This is a genomic window from Arcticibacter sp. (genome assembly GCF_053551015.1).
Genome location: NZ_JBMQOB010000021.1, coordinates 96,357 through 122,862, shown reverse-complemented (window position 1 = coordinate 122,862; position 26,506 = coordinate 96,357). Strand labels below are relative to the sequence as shown.

Annotated in this window: 21 protein-coding genes; 13 read left to right on the top strand and 8 right to left on the bottom strand. The window is 46.8% G+C overall.

The features are described from left to right. Positions 1–287 precede the first annotated feature (287 nt). The 3 genes from ACO1NU_RS14345 to ACO1NU_RS14335 form a co-directional block, all read right to left on the bottom strand. Positions 288–680: a hypothetical protein gene (locus ACO1NU_RS14345; protein WP_448819180.1), complete on the bottom strand. Its 393-nt coding sequence runs from the start codon at positions 678–680 to the stop codon at positions 288–290. 136 nt (positions 681–816) lie between these two features. Next, complete coding sequence (locus tag ACO1NU_RS14340; RefSeq protein ID WP_448819179.1) at positions 817–3,180, bottom strand: beta-L-arabinofuranosidase domain-containing protein; 2,364 nt, start codon at positions 3,178–3,180, stop codon at positions 817–819. Between the two features lie 66 nt (positions 3,181–3,246). Next, entirely contained in the window at positions 3,247–5,280 is a 2,034-nt protein-coding gene (locus ACO1NU_RS14335; protein WP_448819178.1) for a M13 family metallopeptidase, read from the bottom strand. A gap of 161 nt (positions 5,281–5,441) precedes the next feature. On the opposite strand from ACO1NU_RS14335, the gene ACO1NU_RS14330 reads away from it, so the two are divergent. Next, entirely contained in the window at positions 5,442–6,077 is a 636-nt protein-coding gene (locus ACO1NU_RS14330; protein WP_448819177.1) for a DUF4468 domain-containing protein, read from the top strand. A gap of 225 nt (positions 6,078–6,302) precedes the next feature. Beyond that, positions 6,303–7,544 (top strand): MFS transporter, encoded by a 1,242-nt coding sequence (locus ACO1NU_RS14325; protein ID WP_448819176.1) that lies wholly within the window; start codon positions 6,303–6,305, stop codon positions 7,542–7,544. Positions 7,545–7,573: 29 nt separating this feature from the next. Here the strand turns inward: ACO1NU_RS14325 and ACO1NU_RS14320 are convergent, their stop codons facing one another. Beyond that, positions 7,574–8,818 carry an aldo/keto reductase gene (locus ACO1NU_RS14320; protein ID WP_448819175.1) on the bottom strand — a complete coding sequence of 415 codons (1,245 nt, stop codon included), beginning with the start codon at positions 8,816–8,818 and terminating at the stop codon, positions 7,574–7,576. Between the two features lie 99 nt (positions 8,819–8,917). On the opposite strand from ACO1NU_RS14320, the gene ACO1NU_RS14315 reads away from it, so the two are divergent. The 10 genes from ACO1NU_RS14315 to ACO1NU_RS14270 all read left to right on the top strand — a co-directional run bounded on the left by ACO1NU_RS14315 (position 8,918) and on the right by ACO1NU_RS14270 (position 19,788). Then, a complete protein-coding gene (locus tag ACO1NU_RS14315; RefSeq protein WP_448819174.1) occupies positions 8,918–9,613 on the top strand; it encodes a hypothetical protein in 696 nt (231 codons plus the stop codon). A 208-nt stretch (positions 9,614–9,821) separates the two neighbouring features. Continuing rightward, a complete protein-coding gene (locus ACO1NU_RS14310; protein WP_448819173.1) occupies positions 9,822–10,253 on the top strand; it encodes a nuclear transport factor 2 family protein in 432 nt (143 codons plus the stop codon). A 187-nt stretch (positions 10,254–10,440) separates the two neighbouring features. Then, on the top strand, positions 10,441–12,756 hold the full coding sequence (locus ACO1NU_RS14305) for a putative monovalent cation/H+ antiporter subunit A (protein WP_448819172.1): 2,316 nt from the start codon (positions 10,441–10,443) through the stop codon (positions 12,754–12,756). A 1-nt stretch (position 12,757) separates the two neighbouring features. After that, the gene (locus tag ACO1NU_RS14300; protein WP_448819171.1) at positions 12,758–13,171 is read left to right on the top strand and encodes a Na+/H+ antiporter subunit B; all 414 of its coding nucleotides are present in this window, start codon (positions 12,758–12,760) and stop codon (positions 13,169–13,171) included. A 1-nt stretch (position 13,172) separates the two neighbouring features. Further along, the gene (locus tag ACO1NU_RS14295) at positions 13,173–13,529 is read left to right on the top strand and encodes a Na+/H+ antiporter subunit C (RefSeq protein ID WP_448819170.1); all 357 of its coding nucleotides are present in this window, start codon (positions 13,173–13,175) and stop codon (positions 13,527–13,529) included. Next, positions 13,526–15,028, top strand: a complete 1,503-nt coding sequence (locus ACO1NU_RS14290) for a proton-conducting transporter transmembrane domain-containing protein (protein WP_448819169.1) — start codon at positions 13,526–13,528, stop codon at positions 15,026–15,028. Before ACO1NU_RS14295 ends, ACO1NU_RS14290 begins: the two co-directional genes overlap by 4 nt. Before the next feature lie 6 nt (positions 15,029–15,034). Further along, positions 15,035–15,511: a Na+/H+ antiporter subunit E gene (locus ACO1NU_RS14285; RefSeq protein WP_448819168.1), complete on the top strand. Its 477-nt coding sequence runs from the start codon at positions 15,035–15,037 to the stop codon at positions 15,509–15,511. Continuing rightward, on the top strand, positions 15,508–15,774 hold the full coding sequence (locus ACO1NU_RS14280) for a monovalent cation/H+ antiporter complex subunit F (RefSeq protein WP_448819167.1): 267 nt from the start codon (positions 15,508–15,510) through the stop codon (positions 15,772–15,774). Before ACO1NU_RS14285 ends, ACO1NU_RS14280 begins: the two co-directional genes overlap by 4 nt. A gap of 1 nt (position 15,775) precedes the next feature. Next, positions 15,776–16,189, top strand: coding sequence for a monovalent cation/H(+) antiporter subunit G (gene mnhG / locus ACO1NU_RS14275; protein WP_448819166.1), 414 nt, complete (start codon positions 15,776–15,778; stop codon positions 16,187–16,189). Between the two features lie 227 nt (positions 16,190–16,416). Continuing rightward, entirely contained in the window at positions 16,417–19,788 is a 3,372-nt protein-coding gene (locus tag ACO1NU_RS14270; protein WP_448819165.1) for a PAS domain-containing protein, read from the top strand. 82 nt (positions 19,789–19,870) lie between these two features. On the opposite strand, the gene ACO1NU_RS14265 is transcribed toward ACO1NU_RS14270, so the two are convergent. Beyond that, on the bottom strand, positions 19,871–21,229 hold the full coding sequence (locus ACO1NU_RS14265) for a glycoside hydrolase family 28 protein (RefSeq protein ID WP_448819164.1): 1,359 nt from the start codon (positions 21,227–21,229) through the stop codon (positions 19,871–19,873). Positions 21,230–21,410: 181 nt separating this feature from the next. Between ACO1NU_RS14265 and ACO1NU_RS14260 the strand changes: the two genes are divergently transcribed. Next, positions 21,411–21,863, top strand: a complete 453-nt coding sequence (locus ACO1NU_RS14260) for a rhodanese-like domain-containing protein (protein ID WP_448819163.1) — start codon at positions 21,411–21,413, stop codon at positions 21,861–21,863. Positions 21,864–21,944: 81 nt separating this feature from the next. On the opposite strand, the gene ACO1NU_RS14255 is transcribed toward ACO1NU_RS14260, so the two are convergent. From ACO1NU_RS14255 to ACO1NU_RS14245, 3 genes are all read right to left on the bottom strand, one after another. Then, complete coding sequence (locus tag ACO1NU_RS14255; protein ID WP_448819162.1) at positions 21,945–23,633, bottom strand: endo-1,4-beta-xylanase; 1,689 nt, start codon at positions 23,631–23,633, stop codon at positions 21,945–21,947. A gap of 24 nt (positions 23,634–23,657) precedes the next feature. Continuing rightward, positions 23,658–24,632 (bottom strand): DUF5627 domain-containing protein, encoded by a 975-nt coding sequence (locus ACO1NU_RS14250; RefSeq protein ID WP_448819161.1) that lies wholly within the window; start codon positions 24,630–24,632, stop codon positions 23,658–23,660. Between the two features lie 107 nt (positions 24,633–24,739). Next, a complete protein-coding gene (locus ACO1NU_RS14245; RefSeq protein WP_448819160.1) occupies positions 24,740–26,503 on the bottom strand; it encodes a RagB/SusD family nutrient uptake outer membrane protein in 1,764 nt (587 codons plus the stop codon). Positions 26,504–26,506 lie beyond the last annotated feature (3 nt).

Below are 26,506 nucleotides of genomic sequence, written 5' to 3'. Positions count from 1 at the left end.
CTTGCGTTTATCTGATTCGGTAGATTCCCCCGGCACAAGCCCCGAGCAAAAAAATTCAAGTATGAGATATCGCCTGAGCTGTCCGGGATATCTGAACGACCTTTCACGAGGATTCCGGGCACATAACGAATTCAGGCGATATTTTCGGAGTCACGATGAGCAGGATCAGCATCATGCGAGCATTGCTTTATACAAAAAAACCAGCTGCAAAGCCGGTTGAAAACATTGAACTGAAGTCGAACACAGTATAAAGGCTGCAAGTTAAATGACCTGCAGCCTGTCTGTCGTTATCTTGGAGTTGGAGCAGATCCGCTGCCATTCGATCCGGCACCGCCTGTCCCTGTTCCACTTCCACTACCAGAACCTCCAGTACCTGTCCCAGTGCCGGTCCCAGAACCACCTGATCCGGTGCCAGTCCCAGTTCCCGTTCCTGAGCCATTTGTTCCTGTTCCGCTGCCGCCAGTAGTGCTGCCTTCACCTGTCGCTGATCCTGAGCCGGATGTTACCCCACTGTTGTCGGTGCTCATAGAATCAGTCATCGTTGATGTACCTCCAACGGTGTCCATCGAAGAGTTCTCCATCATAGATGTGTCAGAGTCCGCACTGTTTTTATTGTTGGACCCACAACTTGCAAATGACACCCCCGCCACTGCAAGTACTGCTAAGATTTTGTATTTCATAGATAGTTCATTAGGTTATTTGTAAACTGATAATGAATTTTCCAGAAAATAGTTTTGCCGCATACAAATAAGTATTTAAAACACGTGTTTATACGAACAAGCAGGTATTTACTACTGACTGATTGATAGTTACAGTCTACCGGAGCAATCTAAGAAAGTAAATGTCGCCTGTTTTTGATCCTTCTTTTCCAACAAATCTTACGGTAAAACCTTCCTTTGAGTTCTGAAGGAGACTTTTTGGAAGCTCATAGTCCACATCGAAAAACCGGTCTCCCTTCTCTCCTTTAAGCTCCTGAGAAGCTATCAAAATGCCGTTCAAATAGATATCAAACTTTTTGCCGCTATCTTTACCGTAATAGGTCAGGCGAAGTACTCGTGCATCTCCCCCCGGATTTTTCAAATTGTAGCTAAACCAGCCCTTTGCATTCCTGAACTGCCGGTTACTCTGCAAGCCTGTCTCGGTGTCTTCTCCCTTGAAGCCGTGATCAGATTCCGGTTGTTGCTGACCAGGATTAAGCCGGTCAATCGTCCGTTTTTCTGTTTCCATCTTCTGCGTTTCAGAAGCTTTCAGTGCCGCTTTCATCTCGGCTAGACCTGCTTTTGAACTGATTGGCCAGTAGACGATATATCGTGCATCATGAATTTCATAGAAAGGCTTCAGCTGCAGATCACGAAATTTGTCCGATGAAATAATATCAGACGCAGTGAAATAAAGTGACTTTCCCGATACTGGCTTTAGAGCCGAAGCTGCCGACTTCATGTCTCCCACCACGAAGGGCGTTTCATCAAGCGGATACAGCGGTCCGTTGGCCACATGTCCCATCCTGCTTCCATCCGCCCTCAAACCCGGCAAATCCGTCGTTTGATCGGCGGCGGCAAGAACAACCGGACCATGTACGAAGGAAACCCACGGGGATCCATCTGGCAGCTGCTCCAGCCGCGTTTCCATTGGGAGGCGTACTGTAACCACATCCCCGCTCTTCCAGCGACGCTTTACTGAAGCATAGTTAGACTTCTGGCCGCTTACGGCAACTTCCTGATTATTCACAAGTACTTTCATCGAACCTTCGGGCACCCATTTAGGAACGCGGATCTGAAGCCCGAACTCCTGTGGCCGCTTGAGATTGATTAATAATTTCGTCTCCTCCTGGTATGGGAAATTCGTAAGCTGCGTGACGGATAGATTTTTCTCTTTCCAGCTCAGCGTAGAAGGTATAAAGAGGTTCACAAACAGATCCTGATCATCATGAGCATAGATCATCTCTCCGTATTTCCCATGATTCTCCAATCCTGAACCCACACAGCACCAGAATCCCTGCTGGGATTCAGAGTAAACCCGGTAGTGGTTTGGCCGCATACTCGTAAAGTACACAAATCCCCCCTTATCGGGATGCTGCGAAGAAAGGATATGATTGTACAGCGCACGCTCATAGAAATCCATATACTTACCTGAGCGGTCGTTCAGAAAAAGCTCTTTACTGAGCTTCAGCATATTGTAGGTATTGCAGGTCTCAGGGCCTTCTTTCGATTCAATCATCGACGAGAAATCTCCCGATGGGTTGAAATGCTCGCTTACACTATTACCACCGATCGAAACAGTACGATGATCCACTACGGTTTCCCAAAAAAAGCGCGAAGCATCACGCCAGCTATCGTCATGGTCAACCTGGGCCACACGCATATAGCCGATCACTTTAGGAATCTGCGTATTGGCATGGATGCCATTCAGCTTATCTTGCTTCTGCAACAGGGGATCCAGAATGGCGTGATGAGAGAACCGGCGCGCGAGCGTCAGGTATTTCTTATCACCCGAAAACTCGTACACATCTGCAAAGATCTCATTCATGCCCCCATGTTCGGAACGTAGCATGTCCTGCATCTGCTCTTCACTCAGATTCGAAACCAGATTCACACACCAATCTGACAACTTCAAGAGCACCCGTTTTGCCTGCTCATTCCCGGCAATCAGATACGCATCTTTGAGCCCGGCATACGTCTTATGAATATTGTACCAGGGCACCCACTTGTCGTTCAGGGAAAAACTGGCGGCCTTGATCTTACCCGATGCAATATCTTTCCACATAGCCTTTCCACCCGGGATACCGGCTACATACCCATCCCCATTTCGCTGCTGACATTTGTCGAGCCAGTCGACCATATAATTCAACCTACGCAGGATCTCTTTATCGCCGGTGGCAGCGTACATATCCGCCAAAGCACTGATATAGTGACCTCCTATGTGACCGTCGAGTCCGGTGTTCTCCCAGTTCTCATAGCTTGGTGCTAAAGGAGTAAAACCGGCTTCCCGGAGATAAGGAGCAAGCAGCCTGTCGGGATTCATGGACAGGATATAGTTTAAGTCGGTGCGCTGGGCTTTAAAGAATGGACTCTCTGTCAGGCGTACTGCCGATAAAGGAAAGGCCTGAAGAGGCTTTTCCTGTGCTGACACGGAACCAAGAAATACAAATGGAAGTACAAGGGTTAATAACTTTGCGTTCATAATTGGTTGGTTTTTCATGGCAAAAAATGTACAGGCACCATGCAGGAGCATAGTGCCTGTACATTTTTACCAGATCTTAATTCGTTTATCTTCAGGAAGGAACAACTTTTGTCCCTGCTGAACATTAAAAGCTTTATAAAAAGGTGTGAAATTCATTAAAGGGACGTTAACCCGATACTCCGCAGGGGAATGCGGATCTGTACTCAACTGAAGTCTCAGCGATTTATCCTCAATCTTTTCCTTCCATGATTGCGCATAAGCAATGAAGAAGCGCTGATCGGGAGTCAGACCGTCGATTTTGGTTGTATCCTGTCCCTGCTTAGTCAGCTTAAATGCATCATAGGCGATCGCGATTCCGCCGATATCAGCCATGTTCTCACCGGTGGTAAGAGCCCCATTAATACGCATGGAGTCAATCACCACAAAGCTGTTGTACAGATCAATGACCTGCTTAGACTTCGCCCGGAACTTCTGATTATCAGAGGGGGCCCACCAGTTCTTCAGGTTACCCGACTTATCGTACTGGGCGCCCATATCGTCAAATCCATGGGTCATTTCATGTCCGATCACCATTCCGATGGCACCGTAATTCACGGCATCATCTGCACTCAGCTCAAAGAAAGGAAACTGGAGTATTCCCGCAGGAAACACGATTTCATTGATGGTTGGATTATAATAGGCATTGATGGTTGGAGGAGTCATTCCCCATTCATCTTTGTCGACCGGTTTGTCCACTTTAGCCATATTGTAGTCGAAGTCAGCTTTGTCGCAAGCCACAACATTTTCGAAATAGTTGCCCCTGTCGATTTCCAGCTTTCCGTAATCTCTCCACTTATCCGGATAGCCGATCTTTTTAATAATGGCGTGCAGCTTTTCTTTGGCCACTTTCTTTGTTGTATCGCTCATCCAGTCGACGTTCGTTATACGGGTGTCGAATGCTTTTTCCAGATTGTCGATCAGGTCCATCATTCTTTCCTTCGCGTCTTTTGTAAAGTGTTTCTTCACGTACAGCTGCCCAAGTAGCTCACCCAGATGCGCGTCAGTACTTCTGTAGATCCGCTCCCAACGTGGTTTGATCTGCTTCTGTCCTGAAAGCACTTTGCTATATTCGAACGTTGCATTCACGAATGGAGTACTTAAAGCCGAAGAGTAGTTACGGAGAAGATGTGCCTTCAGATACCACTTCCACGTATCAATCGGAGCGGTTTTTAATAGTTCGTTCACCTTTTCATAATAGGCCGGCTGACCTACATTTACCGAATCGGTTTTACTTCCCAGGTTTTTCAGATAAGACCCCAATTTAAAAACCGGCATCTTTTTGTCCAGGTCGGCCACGGCAAACTTATTGTAGTTCTTCTGCGGGTCGCGAAGTTCCACATTGGTACGGTGGCTCTTGGCGAGGTCTTCTTCGAATTTGTATACCAGTTCCGCCTGTTTGGCAGCAACAGAGTCCTGGGTACCTGTCAGTGTAAACAGCTGGGCAAGGCACCTTTTATACGCCTCCTGAATCGCTTTTGTCTCCGCATCTTTCTTCATGTAATAGTCGCGGTCCGGCAAACCGAGCCCCGCCTGGTACAGGGTCAGGATATTTGTAGAGCTGTTCTTTTCGTCAGCCCCAACATAAAAGCTCGTGAAAACAGAAGCCTGCTGCTTTTCCATTTCCGCCTCGTAACGCATCAATTGCTGAGCATTGCTGATCGCATTAATTTTTTTCAGATAGGGTTCTACGGGCTGGTAAGCGCGCTTTTCAATCGCCGCGGAATCCATACCCGAAGCGTAGAAATCACCCACCTTCTGCTCTACTGTTCCTTTATTGGCTTTTGCCTTAGCTGCATCTTCAAGCAGCTTCCTTAGATTGTCTCTGGTCTTGTTGTATAGCTCATTGAATGAACCCGTGCTGGTCTGTGTAGATGGAATGACGGCCGTATCGATCCACTTTCCATTGACATATTTGAAAAAATTATCTCCAGGCGCAACGGACGAATCCAGGCCCGCAACATCGATAAATTTTTGCGAACTGCTGGGCATCTCGTTGTTACATGCCCCAAACGTCATAAGAGCCGCAGCTGCCGCCGCGTAAGATAGGTTCTTAAGTTGCATATTGTCGAATCGTTAAATGACCCGAGAAATTTACATCTTTTTTGGCAATAAGAGAATTTGCGGGGCGTTTATTCTCGTACGCACCGCAGGAACTTCACATCTTGCCCCCGGTCATGGGGCTCCGGTGAGATTTTACTATTTTTGCCCCCTTAATCAATATCATGAAACAACTTTTCTTTTTAGCCCTGTCAGTTCTTATTTTGAATACCGTTCGTGCGCAAGACACGGACATCCCCTTCAACAAAAAGAACATCCCGCTCAACGACGATAAAAAAATCACTTATACGCTGATCGGCGAAGAGCCTAAAGCAACGAAGGAACAACTATACAACCAGGCACTTGCCTGGATCGGCGAAGCCTTCAAAAACGATACCGGAGTAATCAAACTGCAGGATAAAGATGCGGGAACCATTATTGCAGAAGGATCTACCGAGGAGAAGTATAGCGTCAAAACCCTCGGCGTATTGGTACCGAAAAAGTATTATCAAAATATGAAGATAGAATTTTCTATCAAAGAAGGACGTTACAGGTTGGTCCTCACGTCTTTCCAGATCGAAAACATTGCTGCCCGAATGGGCAAATCATACATCCCATCGTCTACCAATCCGATTGAGAGATACTATAACCAGGTTCCGGATACATACACGTTCGGTAAGCTGACCTCCCTGGAAAGAACGCAGCTTTTCTCTGCCAAAACCATCCTGATCACGGCAGATAAGTTTGGCAAGTCGACACTTGGTTCAGTAAAAAGTTTCATGGCCAACGCAACAAAGCCGACGAAAAAAGACGAGTGGTAGATCCGGCTTTGCAGGTGTTGAGAGACCATGCTATAGCAATGAGAAAGCAATCACTATATACTTGGCCAGCGCTTTCTGAGGTTAGCTTCGGGTGATGTTCAAAGTGCAGCCACACTGCTCCCGCCATGACCTGGCTCTACCCACTAGTAAACCAGAAGGATGTGCTGTGCAAGTCACCGGCAGGCTTAGGGCATCCCTTATCAGGAATAACAAGGATCATCAGATATGATAACTGCAGAAACTTCAACCTTCAGCGCTTACCAGAAATTCGTCATCTTCGTACTGGCGATCACGCAGTTCACGGTCATACTCGATTTCATGGTTATGTCTCCCTTAGGTGATATGTTGATGAAATCGCTCGCCCTGGAGCCTTCCGCATTTGGACTCGCGGTATCGGCTTATGCCTTTAGTGCGGGCATTTCCGGACTCCTTACGGCAGGCTTCGCTGACCGTTACGACCGCAAAAAACTACTGATCTTCTTCTATTCCGGCTTTATTGTGGGAACGATATTTTGCGGTCTGGCCAACTCCTATCTCACGCTAATTCTCGCGCGCATCATCACCGGCCTCTTTGGAGGCGTGATCGGCTCCATTTCCATGGCAATCATCACCGACCTGTTCTCCTTGCAGCAAAGAGGAAGAGTGATGGGGTTTATCCAGATGGGATTTGGTGCCAGTCAGGTCCTGGGTATTCCGATCAGCTTGTATATAGCGACTCACCTGGGTTGGGAAGCACCTTTCCTGATGGTCGCGGCGGTAGCCCTGATCATCTTTGCCTTGATCCTTTTCAGGCTTCAGCCGGTTACGGGGCACCTGGGGGTACAGCATGATAAATCAGCCTTGTTGCACCTCTGGCATACTTTGGGAAAAGCGGAGTACCGCATCGGCTTCGGAGCTACTGCCCTGCTATCTTTGGGAGGCTTCATGATGATGCCCTTTGGAAGCGCGTTCGCCATCAACAATCTTAATGTTACTATGGAGCAGCTTCCGTTGCTGTTCATGATTTCGGGGATCAGCTCGCTTGTGATAATGCCATTGATCGGTAAAATGAGCGACCGCATAGACAAATTTAAGCTGTTTGCTTTTGCATCAATCTGGCTCATGCTAGTCTGTGTTATTTACACCAATCTCTCAGTTACCCCTTTTGTGTGGGTAGTCGTCTTCAATATTTTGATGATGATGGGTATTCTGAGCCGGATGGTACCTTCGTCGGCCCTCACAAGTGCCGTCCCTGAGCCACACGATCGTGGAGCCTTCATGAGCATCAACTCTTCCCTGCAACAGATAGCCGGCGGCCTGGCAGCAGCCGTGGCAGGTATGATCGTTATGCAGAAAGATAAGTTCAGTCCGCTTGAGAACTATAACATTGTAGGCTACGCCGTGGTGCTCATATCGCTGCTGGGAATATGGATGATGTATAGAGTTAGCAACATCATCCGTTCACGTGCTCATGCTGTCAACCAGTAAGTAGATCGTAGCACAAGTATTCCCACCTGTCAGGGATAAAGCTTTGGTGCGGCGTTCAGCATCGCATGCTGACGCTGGTGCCAGTAAGGATAGGCCGGAAACGCCTCGCTGACCCGGTCCAGACGCATCACCTGCTCTACAGTAAGCTTCCATCCTATCGAGCCGAGATTCTCCTTCAGCTGCTCTTCATTGCGTGCACCGATAATAATACTGGCAACAGTTGGACGCTGGAGAAGCCAGTTCAGGGCGATTTGTGAGTGCGACTTGCCGGTTTCCTCCACCAGTTCATCCATGAGTTCAATAATGTCATACAAGCGCTGATAATCAACCGTACCGCTTGAGACCGGGCTGCCTCCCTGTGTAACACGTGCATTCGGTGGCAAGGGTTGATTTCGTCGATACTTCCCGCTGAGCAACCCGCTCGCCAGGGGGCTCCAGACAATTGTATCCACCTGCTGATCAACACCTAATGGCATAAGTTCCCACTCAAAATCACGGTTAAGCAGTGAATAGTAGGCCTGATGGGCCGAATACTTGGCCCAGCCGTAGCGCTCCGACACCGAGAGCGATTTCATCAGATGCCAGCCCGAAAAATTAGAACATGCAATATACCTCACCTTTCCACTTTGCACCAGGTTCTCAAGGGTTTTCAAAGTCTCCTCTACTGGCGTATTCGCGTCGAAGCCGTGCATATGGTAAATATCAATATAATCCGTATCCAGTCTGCGCAGGCTGTCTTCGCACGCCCGGATAAGGTGGTGGCGGGAAGATCCGTAGTCGTGCACCTGATCGGACATGGGGAAGGATGCCTTCGTAGAGATAAGCATGCGGTTACGCAGGCCTTTGGCAGCCTTGCCGAGGATCTCTTCAGACATCCCGTTTGAATAGGTGTTTGCCGTGTCGAAGAGGTTAACGCCTGCATCAAGGCAGAGATTGAGCATGTAACTGGCTTCCTCCACCTGCGTGGCTCCCCAGGTTTTGAAGAACTCATTTCCACCTCCGAAGGTGGCCGTACCGAAACTCAGGACGGGTAGTCTGAGGCCTGAATTGCTAAGTTGTCTGTATTCCATATCTGTTTTCAGTAGGAGATAAATAGCCGGAGTATGCATTTTGTTTTCTAATTGTTTGTTGTTGGCGCGCGAGGAAGATGTCTCATTAAACCACATAGTGTTCAGAAATTTAACACCATCTGTCCAGATTAGCGGATAGTGCCGGAATTTATAGTCGCGTTTTTTAATCTTAAAAACATGAATAGGCTTCTCAGGCAAGCGCATTAACCTTTGCTTAAAATTCCTTTCAGCAGATCTGCGGCATCGCAATTGCATAAAGTGCATTAACAATTCATTTACCTTACCTAAAGAAAGAAAAGCATTATGAAAAAAGTATGTGTTTTACTGAGCTTCGCGTTCACGTGTTTCATGTTCAGCGAAGGATTTGCTCAGACCGGCACGACCGGCACCAGCAATCAGGGATCATCCGTAGGAACGAATCAAAATGACACCGGCAAAACCGGAAAGAAAAAGAAATCCGGTAAAAGCGACCGCACTACAGGCGTAGGTACTACCAATGGCACCAGCGGAAGCGGAAGCAGCGGCACTGGTACGGACAGTGGCAGAAACCAATCACCCGGATCTGCAACAGGTGTAACTCCGGGAACCGGTACAGGGAATGGTACAGGGGTTGGTAGCGGTACAGGAACAACAACATCGCCTGGAACAGGAGTGGGAACAGGCACAACAACATCACCTGGAACAGGAGTAGGAACAGGAACAACAACATCACCTGGAACGGGAGTAGGAACAGGAACTACCACCTATCCTGGAACGGGTGCGCCAACCGGGGTTGGTAGCGGAACAAGCACTTCACCTGGAACCGGAATGGGTACAGGTACAGGAGTAGGAACAGGTACAAACCCAAGCCCGGGATCAGGAATAGGCACCGGAACAACAACCTATCCGGGAACCGGAACTGGTACATCCACATCTCCGGGTAGCGGAACTGGAACAGGAACAGGTTCAGGTACTGGAACAGGTTCAGGAAGCGGATCTACCGTGCCTCCCAGCAGATAATTTCTCTTAGTTTTTCTCTTTGTAACAGAAAAGGCCCATTACGGGCCTTTTCTGTTTATTAGCGGTTCTGAAGCGACTTACCGACGACATTGGGGCTTTTACCGAAAAGCCATGGCCATTGGCCTTTTTGGCATTTAAAAGCAGCATGCCGGCCCGTAGTTTTGAGACAACAAATCAAACAAAAGCGATAAACATCAAAACTAAGGCAATGAAAACTATCAAACTTCTGACCACAGCATTTCTGTTCATCATCTCATTAAGTTCCTTCGGGAAAGACGAAAACAACACGGAGAAGCTAAAAATGGATTACGCGGTAAAAACCTACATTGAGGCTGTCACCCATGGAAAAGTAAAGGGTCTCTCAGACGTTCTGGAGAGTGATGCCAAATTCACTCTTACACAAGGTGAAAAGATCATCCGGTTTAGTCGCTATGAAACGCTCAGTTCTTTAAAAAACAACGAGGGGATTCATCAGAACTGCTCTTCCGACTATAAGATTATGGAGATAGATGCAGCACAGGCTATCGTGAAGGTAACGTTGAAGTATGACACTTTCAGCAAAGTGAATTTTCTCTCGCTGGCCAATACGAAAAAGGGATGGAAGATTACCAATGTATCTACCTCATTCGTAAATCCCTGATAGCTCTTGAAGTTCAGGATGGAAGAGACTCCGACCTGATTTACGTCCCCCTATTCAGAGCATTTTTCTTGCTTGATAAAAAGTAACAATTTTAGAGAATTATCCTTTTCTGGGCAGAAAAGACCCAAAAACCGGATAATTCTTTATATTTTGGGGTGATTCCGAATACAAAATCAAACAAGACTACATGCTATTAATTGTACTGTCAGGATTAATCACATCGTGTCTCCTCATTCCATTTGGGAGATTTTTCCGATCTAAATGGAGCCTCGGACTGGCGGTGCTGCCTATAATTCTGTTTAGCTATTTTGCTGCGCAGATTCCCTATATAAGTCAAGGAAATACCATCAGGGAAAGTGTGGAATGGGTACCATCTCTGTCGATTAATTTTGACTTTAGCCTGGATGGGCTTTCGCTTCTGTTTTCACTGCTGATTACAGGTATCGGATCGATCATCTTCATTTATGCCAGTTCGTATTTGAAGGGCCACATCTACCAGGATCGCTTTCTGGCTTACCTTTGTCTGTTCATGTCGGCCATGCTGGGCGTCGTGTTATCAGATAACATTCTCTTGCTCTTCGTGTTCTGGGAGCTTACCAGCATCAGTTCGTTTTTCCTGATTGGGTTTAACAATGAAAATGTCGAGTCAAGAAAAAGTGCGATCAGGGCATTGAGCGTGACGGGATTGGGCGGATTCGCTCTTCTCGCCGGATTAATTCTGACTAGTCAGGTAGCGGGAACGTACTCAATCACTCAGTTGACTGTTTCTTCGGATTTGATCACTAATCACGCCTATTACCCCATCATTATTGCGCTGGTGTTTATTGGAGCTTTCACTAAATCGGCTCAATTCCCTTTTCATTTCTGGCTTCCCGGAGCGATGAAAGCACCCACGCCTGTTTCAGCATATCTGCACTCGGCAACGATGGTTAAGGCAGGGATCTTCTTGCTGGCCAGGTTCACGCCTGTACTCGGCGGAACCGAAGCCTGGTCGTGGACCCTGATGGCTGTTGGTGGATTTACAATGATATATTCTGCCTTTCACTCTCTTTTCCGTACGGATTTAAAAGGCGTGCTGGCATATTCGACTATATCAGCGCTCGGCATATTGACCTTCCTGATTGGTTTGGGAACAGAAGAAGCGCTCGTCGCTGCCTGCACATTCATATTGGTACATGCCCTTTATAAGGCCACGTTATTTCTGGTAACGGGCATCATTGATCATGAGACGGGCACGCGGGAACTGACGCAGCTTTCAGGCTTACGGAAAGTGTTGGCGCCGGTTTTCTTCGCGGGATTATTGGCGGCGCTCTCAAGTGCGGGTCTGCCCCTGTCTCTGGGCTTCGTCGGAAAAGACCTGATTTATGAGGCGACCTTGCACGCCGATGAACAGTTTGCACTTTATTTAACCATTGCAGCAATAGTTACCAATATGAGTCTCGTCGCTGCGGGTTTTATGGCCGGGATCAAACCTTTTACCGGAAATCTAAATCCAGCTTTCCGGGACGTGCACTTGCCCCATGTTACGATGTGGGTTCCACCGCTGATTCTGGCTGTAGCAGCTTTCATTTTCGGCTGCTTTCCTGGGATTGTAGGCGGCTATATGGTAAACTCGGTCATCAGCACCATGACTGGAACATCTGTTGTGACCGATTTCAAGATATGGCACGGATTCAATCTGGTGCTCCTGCTTAGTATCGGAACGCTGCTCGCGGGTACTATCTTATACCTGGCAAATAAGCCCAGCGAACGAAAGCTTCAGTTGCTGGAGCGCTTTCAGGTTTGGTCCCCACAAACGGTCTTTAGCAAGCTTTCGGCCACGTTTATGCGGCTGTCTGAGCTTTACACAAACTTCTTTCACAATGGGTTTCTGCGGTCTTATCTCTTCAAGATCATTATCTTCGCAGAGGCTCTGCTGATCTATGAGCTATTGATTGGAGGCCCCATCTATATCGACTATGATCAGCTATCGCCCATCACATTCTATGAGGCAATTAACGTGCTCATTCTGATCGGTGCACTGGTGCTGACGGTGACTACATCATCCCGGCTCACAGCCGTAGTAGGCACGAGCGTAGTCGGCTATGCGATATGTCTGATGTTCGTATTTTACAGTGCTCCCGACCTGGCTATCACCCAATTTACAATAGACACACTAACGGTGGTGCTGTTTGTATTCGTGCTGTTCAACCTGCCATCATTTCTCAACTTCTCGACCAACAACCGGGCAACAGTGGTGAGAGATGCATGTGTGGCTATCAGCTTCGGCGCAATTTTGTCTTTGATTGCTATCAAGGTCCTGCAGGTACCTACGAAAATAGAGATTAGTGATTTTTACGGAAAGTTTGCCTACGAGCTAGGGAAAGGAAAGAATGTGGTGAATGTGATCCTTGTAGATTTCCGTGGTGTCGATACTATGTTTGAAATTGTAGTACTGAGCATTGCCGCACTGGGTGTATATAGCTTACTAAAACTGAGGTTGAAAGCCTCCGAAAAAGAATAATATGAGAAGCCCTATATTACAAACAGCAGCCAAGTATCTGCTGCCTATACTGCTTTTATTCTCCGTATTTCTCCTGCTTAGAGGACACTATTACCCCGGTGGAGGTTTCGTTGGGGGGCTTGTGGCCTCGATTGCATTTGTACTGCACAGCTTTGCTTACGGCACTGATAATACGATGAAGTTACTCTGGTATAAACCGCTCACGCTGATACCCATAGGCTTGATCATCGCAAGTGTTTCTATGTTTCTCCCGGTGCTTTTTGGCTTGCCTGTAATGACCGGGCTCTGGTTTGACCAACCTATTCCGGTCATTGGTATGATCGGGTCCGCTCTGTTCTTTGACGTGGGTGTTTACCTGGTTGTGATCGGTGTCGTATTAACCATTCTGTTTACCATTTCCCTATACACACATTGATATGGAGTTATTATTAGTGGTGCTCATCGGGGTTCTTTATGCGGCAGGCGTCTACCTGATCCTGCGAAGGAGCATGGTACGTCTCCTCTTGGGTATTATGCTGCTGGGTAACGGTACCAATATCCTCATTTTCCTGCTCGGAAACATTACCAAGGGGAAGCCTCCTATTATTGAAGCAGACCTAAAGGTTTTTGCAGACATCTATGCAGATCCCATACCACAGGCGCTGATCCTTACGGCGATCGTAATCAGCTTTGGTCTGACCTCTTTCGCCATCGTGTTGCTTAAGCGGGTCTATGCACTCATCGGGTCTGATGACCTGGATGACTTAAACACCCCGGAAGAAGAAGACATATGATTGATAATCAAATAATTTCAACAGTGATCGTCCACCTGTTCACGGCGCTGCTTCAACTGGTTTTCTGGAGAAAGACGGTCACGCAGCGTGTTTTAAGTATTGCAGGAGCGCTGACGGGCTTTTTATTTGCTTTGAACCTGTTCAATAACGTGTCGGAAGGAACCATTCTGACCATGAATGCCGCAAACTGGGAAGCGCCTTTCGGCATTGTGTTTGTTGCCGACATGCTCAGCTCAACCATGGTGTTGCTGACCTCTGTTGCCGCGCTGGCTGTATCGATATTCTCGGCCACCGGTGTAGGAAGGGCCAGGATGCTGTACGGTTACTTCCCCATTTTTCATTTTCTGGTGATGGGCCTAAATGGAGCCTTTCTGACCGGCGATATCTTCAATCTGTATGTCTGGTTTGAAGTCGTAATCATCGCTTCTTTCGTGCTGCTAACCCTTGGTGGAAGAAAGGCACAGTTAGAGGGAGCGGTGAAATACATGGCGATGAACATCCTGGCGTCTACCTTTTTCCTGACGGGGATCGGCCTGCTTTACGGCATCACGGGAACGCTGAACATGGCAGATCTGTCGCTCAAGATCCCGCAAGTAGAGAACCAGTCGATCGTCAACCTTACAGCAATGTTCTTTCTGATCGGTTTTGGCATCAAAGCAGCCGTATTCCCCTTGTATTTCTGGCTTCCCTCCTCCTACCATACACCGCCTTCCGCAGTAGCGGCTACTTTTGGTGGACTGCTCACAAAGGTGGGGATCTATGCGCTGTTCCGCGTTTTCACGCTTGTGTTTGTACCCGATGAATTTGTAAAAACACTGTTTCTCGTGATCGGTATTTTAACCGTACTTACGGGTGCTTTCGGGGCAGTTATCAAGAATAATGTGCGCCGTATGTTTTCGTACCTGATTGTGTGCCATATTGGCTTTATCATCGGAGGACTGGGCTTGTATACGAAAGTTGCGCTTTTGGGGGCTGTTTTCTATCTTATACATGATATGATCGTGAAGACTAACCTTTTCCTGATTGCCGGCCTGATCCGTCAGCTGAGAGGAACCATGAACATGTCAAAGCTGGGTGGACTGTATGCACATTATCCGAAGATATCGCTGCTTATCGCGGTGGTATTGTTCTCGCTGGCAGGTATTCCTCCCCTTTCGGGATTCTGGCCGAAAATTTATCTCATAGAAGCGGCGTTTTCTGGCAATAATTACGGCTTTGTAGTAACTATTATTATCGGGAGTTTTGTTACGCTTTATACAATAGCTAAACTCTGGTCGGAGGTGTTTTGGAAAAATGCATCAGCTGACCTAGTGGTAGTTGACAATTTTCAACCGCTGAAGCCTTTTAAAAAGCTGCTGCTGTTGCTTCCGATTGGCATACTGGGAGCTGCCACTTTATACATCGGGCTGAATGCGGAAATGGTGATACAGGTTGCCGACCGGATCTCCACCGAAATGTTAGATACAGGGCCCTATATACGGGCGGTATTGGGTAAATAAAAAGATATGATTAAGAATTTTTTGATGAACCTCCTGCTGAGCTTTATTTGGGTAGCGCTAACAGGATCCTTGTTTTACTCAAACTTTCTGTTTGGTTTTCTGCTCGGTTTCTTCATCCTCTGGATCATGAACAGAAATGAAGCCGACCAGCGGTATTTTTACCGGGTGCCCAAAACGATCGGGTTCATCCTGTTTTTTTTGTATGAGCTGATCGTTGCTAATATTCAGGTGGCCTACGATGTAATTACGCCCAGGTATTTTTCGAAGCCGGGGATCGTTCGCTTTCCGATGCAGGCCACGACCGATCTGGAGATCAACCTTCTATCAACCGTGATATCTATGACACCCGGGACGCTGATATTAGATATCAGCGAGGATAAAAAGTCACTTTTTATACATGTGATGTACCTGAAGAGCAAGGAAGAGTTTATCGCTCAGATACAGAACGGATTTGAGAAACGTTTACTGGAGATACTACGATGACGTTAGATTTATATTTCGATTATGTGATTTTCCCGATCCTGGCCATCAGTGTCGTTTTGGTTTTTATCCGTCTCTTTAAAGGACCGGATGTAGTTGACCGCGTTATCGCACTCGATCTGATCATCACTATCGGTATCGCGCTGATTACGGCATACAGCATCCGCGCTGCGCAGGCCATCTTCCTGGATGTGGCGATGATTCTGGCGCTGATTGCGTTTTTGGGAACTATTGCGTTTGCATTCTACTTAGATAAAAAGAAATAAGATGACGAATATTCTAATCTGTTTGTTCAGTACTATAGGGGCGCTGGCGATACTGTTCGCTTCAATAGGCATCCTCCGCATGCCCGATTTCTACCTGCGTCTTTCTGTGACGGTAAAAGCAGCAACACTCGGTGTGGGCCTCTTGCTGGCTTGCGCAGCCTTCTTTTTCCCAGACGTATCCGTCACCACCAAGGCGATAGCAATAGTTTTCTTCCTGATCCTGACCTCGCCGGTAGCTGCCCATATGATTGGAAGGACAGCATATCATACCGGAACGCCCACCTGGAAGGGCACCTTGCTTGACGAGCTGGATGAAGATTACAGGATACAGCGTGCAGGCCAGCTAGAGGATGCAAATAAAGAAGCTGCCGCGCAGGCACAAGAACGCCAAGAGAGAGAGAAAGACGCTGATTGATAAAAAACGGGAAGGCGTCTGGCCTTCCCTCTTCTGCAACTTGAGCGATAATCTACAGAATTACACAAAGTTACACATTTGTTTATCATTTATGATGACTATGTGAAATTTTGAATTATCTTGTGGAACACTTTGGGAACGTGCTGTAGGACGTTTTTCAAGTAAACTTAGCCACGTGAAAGACCTTTTCATACGATGGTAACCAGATTATAAACACTTTTGCATTGATGATGGAGATAAAGGCTTTAGAAAAAGCATTCGATGCGAACCCCAATCCAACACTTCTTATAGAGGCGAACGCACCGCTATTTACTATTCGGACCGTAAATGATGCATTTTTGGACATGGTATCGCTGAAGCGAACGGAGGTATTAGGAAGCGCTTATGCGGAGCTGTGTGATGTATCGGCTGAAATCAGGAGCAGCCGGGATGCTTTTAATCTGGTTGTGTCTAAAGGTCAATCATGCCGCCGCTTAGAGGGCGGCATGAACATTACTGCCTATCCAATCTCAGGGGCTGGGGAATCGGTTGATCTGGTTGTATTACAGTTGACGGGAGAACTCACGTCTGAACGAGTAACTACAGAGATAAAGCACATTCCCGGCTCATCGCTTGACTTGTTTGACTTTAGTCCCGTAGCGATGTGGGTCTACGACGTGGAAACGCTGCAGATCCTCGCGGCGAATAAAGCGGCACTCGCTGATTATGGATATACACGGAGTGAACTTCTAAACGCTACGGTTAGTATCTTCTGGCCGGAAGATGAGATCCCGATAATGGAGGAGATGATAGCTACCCGGGTTAGAAGAAACCTGGAGAATAAGGGAACGGTGAGGCACGTAAAAAAATCAGGAGAGATCATCGTGGTGAACGTACATAGTACGCCTCTTCCCTCCTGGGGACCAAATGCGAGGATCGTTGCAGCGACAGACGTTTCGGTAGCGAGACGAACCATGGAACTGGATCAGCTTGATAAAAACTTCCTGACACAGAGTGCAAAAGAAGACATACCATTTAAAGATGTTCTGCATGAATACCTGAGTGGTATCGAACAGCAATTTCCGGGAATGTCATGTTCTCTCATGCGGATCAAGAACGGAAAGTACAGCTACTGGGCTGCCCCCTCGCTTCCTCAGGAAATCAGGGATGCCAGCAAAGAGCTTTCTGTCGATATGGACATCTCAGCAGGAAATGCAGGCGTATCGGGTCAATCCTGGAGTACTTTCCACAGCGTTGTTTCGGATCAGGGGTTTAAAGGCTATCTGCATCATCCGATCTATAACAGCAAAAGGGAGATTATTGCTGCCTTTGATGTTTACCATCGGCGATTTGATGAGCTTCCGCCTGAGGAGTCAGATATCATGGAGCGGATCGTCGCGTTATTAAAGGTCATTCTGGAAAAAAGGCAATACTCTAAGCTATCGAAGGAAATCACCATGATCATGCTGGAGAGCCAGGAGCTCGCGCAGTTTGGAAACTGGTCTTGGGAACTCGATTCGGACATATTGTTCTGGTCTGAGAATCTGTACCCGATCTTCGGACAAATCCCGGAGAGCTTTAAGCCGACCTTCAATACCTATCTGCACCTCGTTCACGAAGACGACCGGCAAATGATGTTTGACGTGATAAGCGGTCTGCTGACAAACGGCCAGGATGCGGCGTTTGAGGAGCGCATTATACGACCTGACGGAGAAATAAGATACCTGCGGAGCTGGGCGAAGGCGATCCGGAACGCCAGCGGTGATGTAGCGAAAATTATTGGAGCCTGCCTGGACATTACAGAAAGTAAGAAAGCTCAGAACGAACTTCTGGCGAGTAAAGCTGCACTGCAGAAGTTGCTGGACCGCTATCTTTATGTCAACAAGGCAACTAATGATGCAATCTACGACTGGGACATCGACGTCGATTTGATAGAATGGGGTGAAAGTTTCAACCGCGTATTCGGGTATCGCATGCTGCCTCTTAAGCAGTCTCTAAACGATTGGTTTAAGTTGCTACACCCTGACGATGCCGGGAACATCCGCTTAAGTCTGAAGGCTGCCATCAGCAGAAAGGATCAGTCGAGATGGTCTGCTGGATTCCGGATTCGAAGAGAAAACGGTGAATATGTTGATGTGGAAGAAAACGGCTACATCCTGAGGAATGGGGACGGTAGTGCAAAGCGCATGATCGGGGTGGTGCGGGACATCACAGAGCGCCGGAAAGCAGAGGAAGCCCTTAAACTTTCCAACGATCGCTATGCCGACCTCTTCCAGTTGAGTCCGCTTCCGCTGTGGGTATATGACCCGGAAACGTTGAAGATCCTCGATGTGAATAAAGCAGCAGTTGAACACTATGGGTATTCTCTCGAAGAATTTCTATCCTTAACCTTGCTGGATATCCGCCCCCCTGAGGATGTGCCGGTCGTAAAAGAGATCATCAGGAGCATCGTCGATTCTGGCGCTGAACATACCGGATTCAGCAGACATCTGACAAAGAAGGGCAAGCTCATCCTTGTGAATACCAGGGGGACCTTGATCCGCTATAAAGGAGGACATGCCCGAATGGTTGTGGCGATAGACAATTCAGAACGGATAAGGGCTGAAGAAGCGCTACTGAGAAGTGAACGCCGGTTTAAAACGATGATCCAGGAGGGGTCCGATCTGATTGCTATCCTGCACAGGATGGGGAATATTTCTTACATCAGTCCGAACATACAGCGTTTATTTAATTCCGCTCCTGCGGACATGATACTGACCAATCCGTTTGACTATATACACGAAGAAGACCAGTCTTTAATTAAGCAGCAACTGCTGATGATTGAAGAGAACCAAACAATTAAGATTGCGCCCTACCGGGTAAAATTGAAAGGCGGCGAAATCAGATGGCTGGAAACGATTATTACGAACAAAACCAAAGATCCGGCGATTGAAGGTATTATTGCAAACTCGCGTGATATCAGCGCAAGAATGAAGAGCATCTTGAAGAACAAGAAGCTGCTGGACAGATATAATGCGGTATCGAAGGCCACCAGCGACGCGATATGGGATTCAAATATCCAGGCTAAACAAATTCTGTGGAATCACTCAATTTCGGACATATTCGGGTATGAAGAAAAGCATACGTCCCTGGACTGGTGGAGCGATCATGTGCATCCAGAAGACGTGGGCAGAGTTACGGAGCTGATTGAAGCGCATTTGAATTCTGGCCAGGAAAAATGGACTTGTGAGTACCGCTTCAGATGTATTGACGGGGATTATAAGACCGTATTAGACCGCGGCTTTATCATCTACTCAGATAATGGGCAGCCCGTAAGGATGATCGGTTGTATGCAGGATATTACCGCCCGGGTGGAGTATGTCCACGCTATAGAGCAACATAATGAGCGCCTGCGGGAAATTGCCTGGATGCAATCTCACCTGGTAAGAGCTCCCTTGGCACGTATTCTTGGAATCACACAGATCTTGTCGACAGTTACCGAAAACTCCCACGAAACGCTAAGCGAAATGTTACCTTTCCTTTCGAGCTCGGCGCTTGAGCTGGATACGATCATCAAAGATATTGTTCGGAAGAGTCAAAATCTGCAGCAGGGGCAGCCGGGTTCTCCGAAAACATCATAGGACCTCGCAGCAAAGCATCAGGACTCATAGTGGACCAGATCGGAACCTCATACCGGGTCAGTGCTTCAGAGATCCCAGCGCCTTATTTGGCGTGGGATGGCACTTTTACTTCCTGTCCGATAATGACATCGTTGAAGACAATTTTCTCGGCGTTGCTCAGGCTGATGCCGGTAGCAGCAGAGTCTATCGTCACATTCGAAAAATGAATATCACGCACTTTCTTGGATGGGTAGCCCTGAATGACCACTCCGGCGTTGGTCGCTCTCCGGCATTTTACATGGTCGACAAAAACATTGCTGATATCTGTTTCGAAGCCCTGGCCCTCTCCATGATAATAGGATGTGATGAAAAAGCAGTCTTCGACTTCACCGAAGGTGACATTGCTGACGTAGATATCCCGGATGAAACCGCCCCTGTCTGGATTAGACTTCAGGTAAATTCCGCGCTTACAGTAGCCACCAAAGGTACAGTTCTCCACGAAAACGTTTTGCACACCTGCGGACATTTCACTACCGATGACCAGGCCATGAAGACCTTTGAACCTGCAGTTCCGTATCACGATGTTCTCTGATGTAATACCGGTTCTTCTTCCCTCATAATCACGTCCGGCCTTAATAGCAACGTTGTCATCCGCATTGTTAAAATCGATATCTTCAATCAACACATTTTTCGAATACTCGGGATCGAATCCATCATTGTTCTTATTGTAAGCATCAAATTTTACCTTTCGAGCTGTCACATTCTCTGATTTCAAGATGTGGACACACCAAAACGGTGAGTTCGTTATAGTGACACCTTCAATCAGAACGTTTTTGCATTCAAAAAACTGAATAAAGTGGGGCCTCAGGAAATGCCCTTTCCCAAAGATCCTGTCTTTCAAAGGTGTATTCTCCCGGTTCATCTTCCGGCTTAATAGCTGACTTTCTTTCTGATTTCCCGCCCAGGGGCTAAACGAATGTTTCGCGTTCCCATCAATAACACCTTCTCCGATAATAGACACGTTTTCCAGTTGATAACCGTAGATAAAAGGGCTGTAGTTATAGAGAAACGTTCCTTCCCAACTGGTGAGAACCGCGGGGAGATAGTCGGAAGGATTGGTTCCGAATATCAGCCTGGCACCTTTTTGAAGTTCTATACAAAGGTTACTGGTCAGATGAATCGGCCCGTTTATCAGATATATTCCTGCAGGAACAACTATCCTGCCTCCCTTCTGCTCGCTGCAGGCCTGGATGGCTTTATCAAATGCTGGCTTGCAATTCGTCAATGAATCACCAACCGCACCATATTCGGTAAGCATAATAATATTTTTCGGAATCTGAGGAGGGACAATGTTCTTGAGGATGGACTCAAGCTTCTCTTTCGGAGAAGGCTCTGTGCGCGGAGATCTGCTGCAAGAGACTACACAAAAAGAAACGAAAAGGAAAAATAGATATTTTTTCATATGGTATATCGATTTGACGGCACCAATATAGGAATAGATTTTCGGGAAGGGTGTCCCTAACCTGGAGATTGATCTAGATTAAATTTCAGATATTTGCCATTAATCAGATTCTAGTCAGCAACAGATGCGAAAGCACCTTGATATAGCATAACAGATAGATCAGCCCCAAAATCCCTACTCAATGCTTAAAAAAATCACAAGCGCCCTTATTCTGACTTTCGTTTTAACATTGCCTCTGATGGCACAGTTCAACGAGAGGCCACAATTTCAGAGCAATCCATGGACTGCAAGTCAGGTGATAGATGCGGCAAGCCTGGCTGGATGGTTAAAAAATAAAGCGGTACCCCAACCGGTGATTTTCAACATAGGAGTTGTCGACAATATTAAAGGTGCACGCCTGATCGGGGGAGTAAGCGACAAAGAAAATCTTAATCGTTTTAAAGACGCATTAGCATCTATTCCTAAGACAGCAACAGTTGTTGTGTATTGTGGTTGCTGTCCTTTCGAGCGCCGTCCAAACATTCGTTCGGCGATGCCCGCTCTCCGCGATGCAGGATTCAAGAACCGTAAACTGCTTGATCTGCCAACTAATGTAAAAATGGATTGGATTGATAAAGGATACCCGATGGAATAAATCGTGCGTCTCAAAAGCAAAACAGGGTGCACCATTTTATTGGTGCACCCTGTTATACATTGATTTTCTTTGCGGATCAGACTACTTCTTTTGAAGACCTTCCGCCACTCCCATGTAAGCCGGCTTTCTCACATATCCTTCCGTCCACAGACCCACAGGTTCTCCTGCTCTCCAACCTGATCCGGATGGACTATCCAGCGGACTCCAAATAGTGATACCGTACCTTTGTGCTGCGGGAATAAGCTCCAGATACTTTTGAACAACAAACTTGTACATTTCCGCTTGTGCAGCATACTGAGCAGATGTCGCCTGTGGAGTTAATACCTTTCCTCCAAGGCCCATATCTAGTTCTGACACCTTTACCAGTTTACCTGTAGCTGCCAGCAACTTAAACATTTCCTCAATCTTCGCCTTATCCGACGTAGCATCAATATGCATTTGAGTACCAATTCCGTCGATTTTTGCACCTTTAGATTCTAGATACTTTACGTATTCAATTAAACCACGACACTTTTCCAGACTGTATTCGAGATTATAATCATTGATAAAGTGAAGGTCTCCGGGATTACCATACTGCCTTGCAAACCGGAAGGCCATCAAAGCATAGTCTTTACCTAAATAATCCTGCCAAAAGAAATAATCTGCAGGAATATCTGTTCTTCCCGTCGCAGTCTTGAGTTCCGCAGGCCTTCCGTCATCCATTGGCTCGTTAACAACATCCCAAGCCTTAACATACTGTTTAGATGCTTCAAGCATCCCTTTAATCCAGGTCTCAAGTGCAGCTGTAAGAATTGTCTTCTTTTCCTCTGCCGTCTTCTCAATGATGGTACTTCCGCCATTCGGATTCAATTTCTCCAACTTTAGATTATCGAAGTAATAAGTTGTTGCAAACTTTCCGAGATTGAATGCGATCGAGCCGCTGGTCGCCATATCAGTGGTAACCGTAATTTCACTGGTATATGTTGTCCAATTCGGAGTTGAGTTGACAGTACCAAAAAAGTCCCAGTGTTTATAGGCTCCTGGCGTAACATGAGCCTGGGTAGGATAAGAAGCATCTGCGTCAGAGCGTACCTGCATTGTAAGTCGATACTTCTCTCCGACCTGTACAGCTGGAGCGAATTTCACAAACAATTGAACGTCCCAGTCGTTGGTACGAACAGCCGTATTGGTGATCTTCAATGCTCTTCCTGATCCATTAGCACCCTGTCCCGCAGCAGTAAAACCGGCCACCGCATTAGCATTGTATTGATAATTGGGTGCAGCATCCGTCTCAAAGTCGGCAGATGTTACAATATCCCAACTCGGCCCTCCGGTTGAAGGGATTACCACCGGTGCTATTAAACTTTTTAGATATGCTGCGTTCTGATTTGCATGCCAGGCGAGCGTATGCCCATACACTGAAGTACCCGCCTTTGATGCTGTTTCAAGAAGCGCTGTTACACTAGCAAGGTTTAATGTTCCATTTGCCTGGACAACAGCGCCATGCTTCATTTCATATCCGATCGTTATTTCATCGAAGTTACTGTTTGCAAGCCTGTACATCAATCCCTTGTTTGTATACTGGGATAATGAAAGCGCCATGCCAAGCTTGAAAGATGGATTTGCCGCTCTATCTACATACGCCTTTAATGGCTGCAAAGCATCTATTTTTTCTTGCTCGATGATCGTCTCAGGTTTTTCAACCTCATATTCAAGAGCTTCATATTGATTACAGGCAACTAATCCCACCGAGAAGGCCAGGCCTAATGTGAACTTGTTAAAAAATTTCATTGTTCCGGATCTAAAGGTTTATAATTAGTTCGCTATAGGCGTAAAGAATTCTGCTTTCACTCCTCGGTCACGCAAAACCAGAGTATCTGTAGAAGTAACATTCCTTTCCGGTAATTCCACCTGGTATGTCAGGTAAATGGCGTCCCGGTCTTTACTACCCCAACTGTTCTTTTCACCTTTCTTTACAAACTTTCCACTCCCGCTTGCTGTGAAGCTCGCATCGGCTGCCGTAACGGTGCAATTACCATCGTCACTGAAGGTAAGAAGCAAGGTACGATTGATGTTTGTAGCGTTGGCACCAGTAAAGGTTACAGGGAATTCAACCTGATTCAATGATCGGGTCGTGATCTTTTTCACTTCGTCTTTTTCCACGTATTGCATATGTCTGACTGCAGTTGTGTTTAAAGATGTGTTTCCGTTTTTTCCAACGAATACATCCTTTCCCCTGCGCAGGTAATAACCATCCCATGGATTTATGTATCTGATGGCATAAAGCGTATACGATTTACTCGCTAGAATAGAGTCAGCTCCCGTCAGATTTGTCATCGCTAAGGGGATCACATAAGTCGTTTTTACAGACAAAGGGTCTGCAAAGAAAGCGTCGGTAAGCTGCACCTCTACCCCTCCTATCAGTTTATCTGCAGGTATAACGATCTTATCCGAAGAAAGCTTGTAGTAGTTTTCGGGCATCGGCATCACATTTCCGCTATATGGAGAAGGGAAACGTAATCCTTGAGCCAAAGAGTTCTTTACAGCTACGTCAATCGTTATATCCTTCCGATTTTTATACACACCACCTGTAGTAGCCATAATCTGCACCTTCTTCTCATTATCCAATGAGGTATCGAATATGTCTTCGCCCAAAGTTAGTGTACGGATCGGACCTTGATACGAGAAATAAACCGATTGAATATCATAGTCTGGGAATGCCCATTCTTCGTTTTTACAGGAGCTGAATGCTGTCATTAACACCAGCGCGATATTTAGAATTCTTTTCATTACAATGTTTAGTTAAATATGAACTCAGATAGGTCCAACCGGATCGTTGATACCTATCCTTGTTTTAAAATCTGCTTATCTTAGGTCAGCACTGCGAAAGTTCCGGACTACCATCCTGTATTTTGTTGCAGCGCGTTAAACTTTAATATCTCGCTATAAGGTATAGGACCAAACCTCATAAAATCCTGATATGATCTCGCCTCAACATCTATCACCTGATGAACGTTCTGCTGTATACGAACTCCCTTTGCAGTTTCGTTCAGATCCTGGTTCCACCTGCGCAAATCCCAGAATCTAAAACCTTCAAAGGCAAGCTCTAATCTCCGCTCATTCCTGATCAGGGTTCTCATTGCATCTTTATCACCTTTCACTGATTCAAGGTAAGCATCTCCATTGGTTCTTCCTACCCCTGCCCTGTTGCGCAGTGCTTTAATGATGTCATAGGCACTATTGGCGTTCGCACCAGTTCCTGTTGGTCCCCATGCTTCATTCGCCGCTTCAGCGTATGCCAGGAAGATCTCGGTATAACGGATATGTGGTCGATAATGCTTCTGGTTGTTGATTGAAGCAGAATTCCGGCTCACATCTTGTCTAAGGAGTTTGCGCATGTAATAACCGGTTCTGGTAGAAGTTTCCACTTTGTTCAGAGCATCATTAGTAGGGCCGTCTGCTGCTGTGTTGATTACACTATTCGCTGGACCTGCGGTATTTCCGTTGTACAGAATATACTTCGCTAAACGTGGATCGCGGTTCGCGTAAGGAGCCGCAGCGCTGTAACCCCCTGATGTAGTATTGGTGATGGGATATCCGTTAGCCATGGGGAACGCATCGACGAGGTTCTGTGTCGGATTCAAACGTCCGTTTCCAAACAAAGTAGGTGGATAATGGTCTGCTTCAAGGTCACTGTTGGAACCTACATTACTACGCCATAGTACTTCCTTAGGATTGGCTCCGGAAGCTAAAGCGTCGATTTCAGCTTTGTTATCGTACCAGGTTACACCATTAGGATCGAGGTTGGCTAACCATCCATTGAGCTGCAGAACTTCTCCGGCACGATTAGCAGCTTCAACCCAGCGGTCCTGATTATTTGTTGCTGAATAAGCGGGGCTAGCGGCCATTAGAGCTGCCTTTGCACGAATCGCCTTTGCAATCCTTGCTGTCATCCTCAGTTTAAACAGGCGTCCGAAAACCCTGTTATAGTTTTCCACCTTTACCCCGTCATATTTTGAGGGCACCTGAGATGCTGATGAAATATCGTCATAATCGAGAGGTAGAAGTTCTTCCGCCTTTGCAAGGTCACTATAGATCTGTTTGATACAGTCATCGAAAGTGGCCCTGGGCTTGTTAAAGTCTGAGGTTGGTGTTTCTGGGTCTAAAACTAATGGAAAGCCATATAATACGCCATTTACCCAGCCGGCATGAGCCTGCAACATATAAAACATGAGATATGCTCTGAGTCCGTATGCCTCGCCAGTAAGCCTGTCCTTGAACATCCTGCCAAGCATGGGATCCTTAGAATCCCAGGTCACTTTGTCGGCTTCAGCCAGAAACATGTTCAGGTATTGAATGCCTGCCCGGGAGTTAGTCCACTGGTCCACCGGGTTGAAAACAGAAGACCATTGTCCGGTAGCAAGTCGCCTGAAATTGTTAGTTGCATCATTACTCACCGCATTATCAGTTGCGACGTCGCTAAAAGTCCAGCCATTTGTTGGTAGGCGCGTATAACCATTCAATAGAAGACCGTGAGCCAAACTCGGTTCGTCATATATATTTTCGAAGTCGCCGTTATTCTGAAGAGCTGGTTCTGTGAATTTCTCACAGCCCGTCATCGCTAAAACAACACCTATAAGTAGCACTGAAAATCTGTTCATATC

Bases quoted from the DNA above. Each gene is read 5' to 3' on its own strand.
- ACO1NU_RS14300 (WP_448819171.1), top strand. From the start codon at position 12,758: ATGAGAAGCCCTATATTACAAACAGCAGCCAAGTATCTGCTGCCTATA.
- ACO1NU_RS14285 (WP_448819168.1), top strand. From the start codon at position 15,035: ATGATTAAGAATTTTTTGATGAACCTCCTGCTGAGCTTTATTTGGGTA.
- ACO1NU_RS14345 (WP_448819180.1), bottom strand. From the start codon at position 680: ATGAAATACAAAATCTTAGCAGTACTTGCAGTGGCGGGGGTGTCATTT.
- ACO1NU_RS14290 (WP_448819169.1), top strand. From the start codon at position 13,526: ATGATTGATAATCAAATAATTTCAACAGTGATCGTCCACCTGTTCACG.
- ACO1NU_RS14250 (WP_448819161.1), bottom strand. From the start codon at position 24,632: ATGAAAAGAATTCTAAATATCGCGCTGGTGTTAATGACAGCATTCAGC.
- ACO1NU_RS14315 (WP_448819174.1), top strand. From the start codon at position 8,918: ATGAAAAAAGTATGTGTTTTACTGAGCTTCGCGTTCACGTGTTTCATG.
- ACO1NU_RS14280 (WP_448819167.1), top strand. From the start codon at position 15,508: ATGACGTTAGATTTATATTTCGATTATGTGATTTTCCCGATCCTGGCC.
- ACO1NU_RS14295 (WP_448819170.1), top strand. From the start codon at position 13,173: ATGGAGTTATTATTAGTGGTGCTCATCGGGGTTCTTTATGCGGCAGGC.
- ACO1NU_RS14305 (WP_448819172.1), top strand. From the start codon at position 10,441: ATGCTATTAATTGTACTGTCAGGATTAATCACATCGTGTCTCCTCATT.
- ACO1NU_RS14340 (WP_448819179.1), bottom strand. From the start codon at position 3,180: ATGAACGCAAAGTTATTAACCCTTGTACTTCCATTTGTATTTCTTGGT.
- ACO1NU_RS14330 (WP_448819177.1), top strand. From the start codon at position 5,442: ATGAAACAACTTTTCTTTTTAGCCCTGTCAGTTCTTATTTTGAATACC.
- ACO1NU_RS14310 (WP_448819173.1), top strand. From the start codon at position 9,822: ATGAAAACTATCAAACTTCTGACCACAGCATTTCTGTTCATCATCTCA.
- ACO1NU_RS14260 (WP_448819163.1), top strand. From the start codon at position 21,411: ATGCTTAAAAAAATCACAAGCGCCCTTATTCTGACTTTCGTTTTAACA.
- ACO1NU_RS14270 (WP_448819165.1), top strand. From the start codon at position 16,417: ATGATGGAGATAAAGGCTTTAGAAAAAGCATTCGATGCGAACCCCAAT.
- ACO1NU_RS14320 (WP_448819175.1), bottom strand. From the start codon at position 8,818: ATGCGCTTGCCTGAGAAGCCTATTCATGTTTTTAAGATTAAAAAACGC.
- ACO1NU_RS14245 (WP_448819160.1), bottom strand. From the start codon at position 26,503: ATGAACAGATTTTCAGTGCTACTTATAGGTGTTGTTTTAGCGATGACG.
- mnhG (WP_448819166.1), top strand. From the start codon at position 15,776: ATGACGAATATTCTAATCTGTTTGTTCAGTACTATAGGGGCGCTGGCG.
- ACO1NU_RS14335 (WP_448819178.1), bottom strand. From the start codon at position 5,280: ATGCAACTTAAGAACCTATCTTACGCGGCGGCAGCTGCGGCTCTTATG.
- ACO1NU_RS14325 (WP_448819176.1), top strand. From the start codon at position 6,303: ATGATAACTGCAGAAACTTCAACCTTCAGCGCTTACCAGAAATTCGTC.
- ACO1NU_RS14255 (WP_448819162.1), bottom strand. From the start codon at position 23,633: ATGAAATTTTTTAACAAGTTCACATTAGGCCTGGCCTTCTCGGTGGGA.
- ACO1NU_RS14265 (WP_448819164.1), bottom strand. From the start codon at position 21,229: ATGAAAAAATATCTATTTTTCCTTTTCGTTTCTTTTTGTGTAGTCTCT.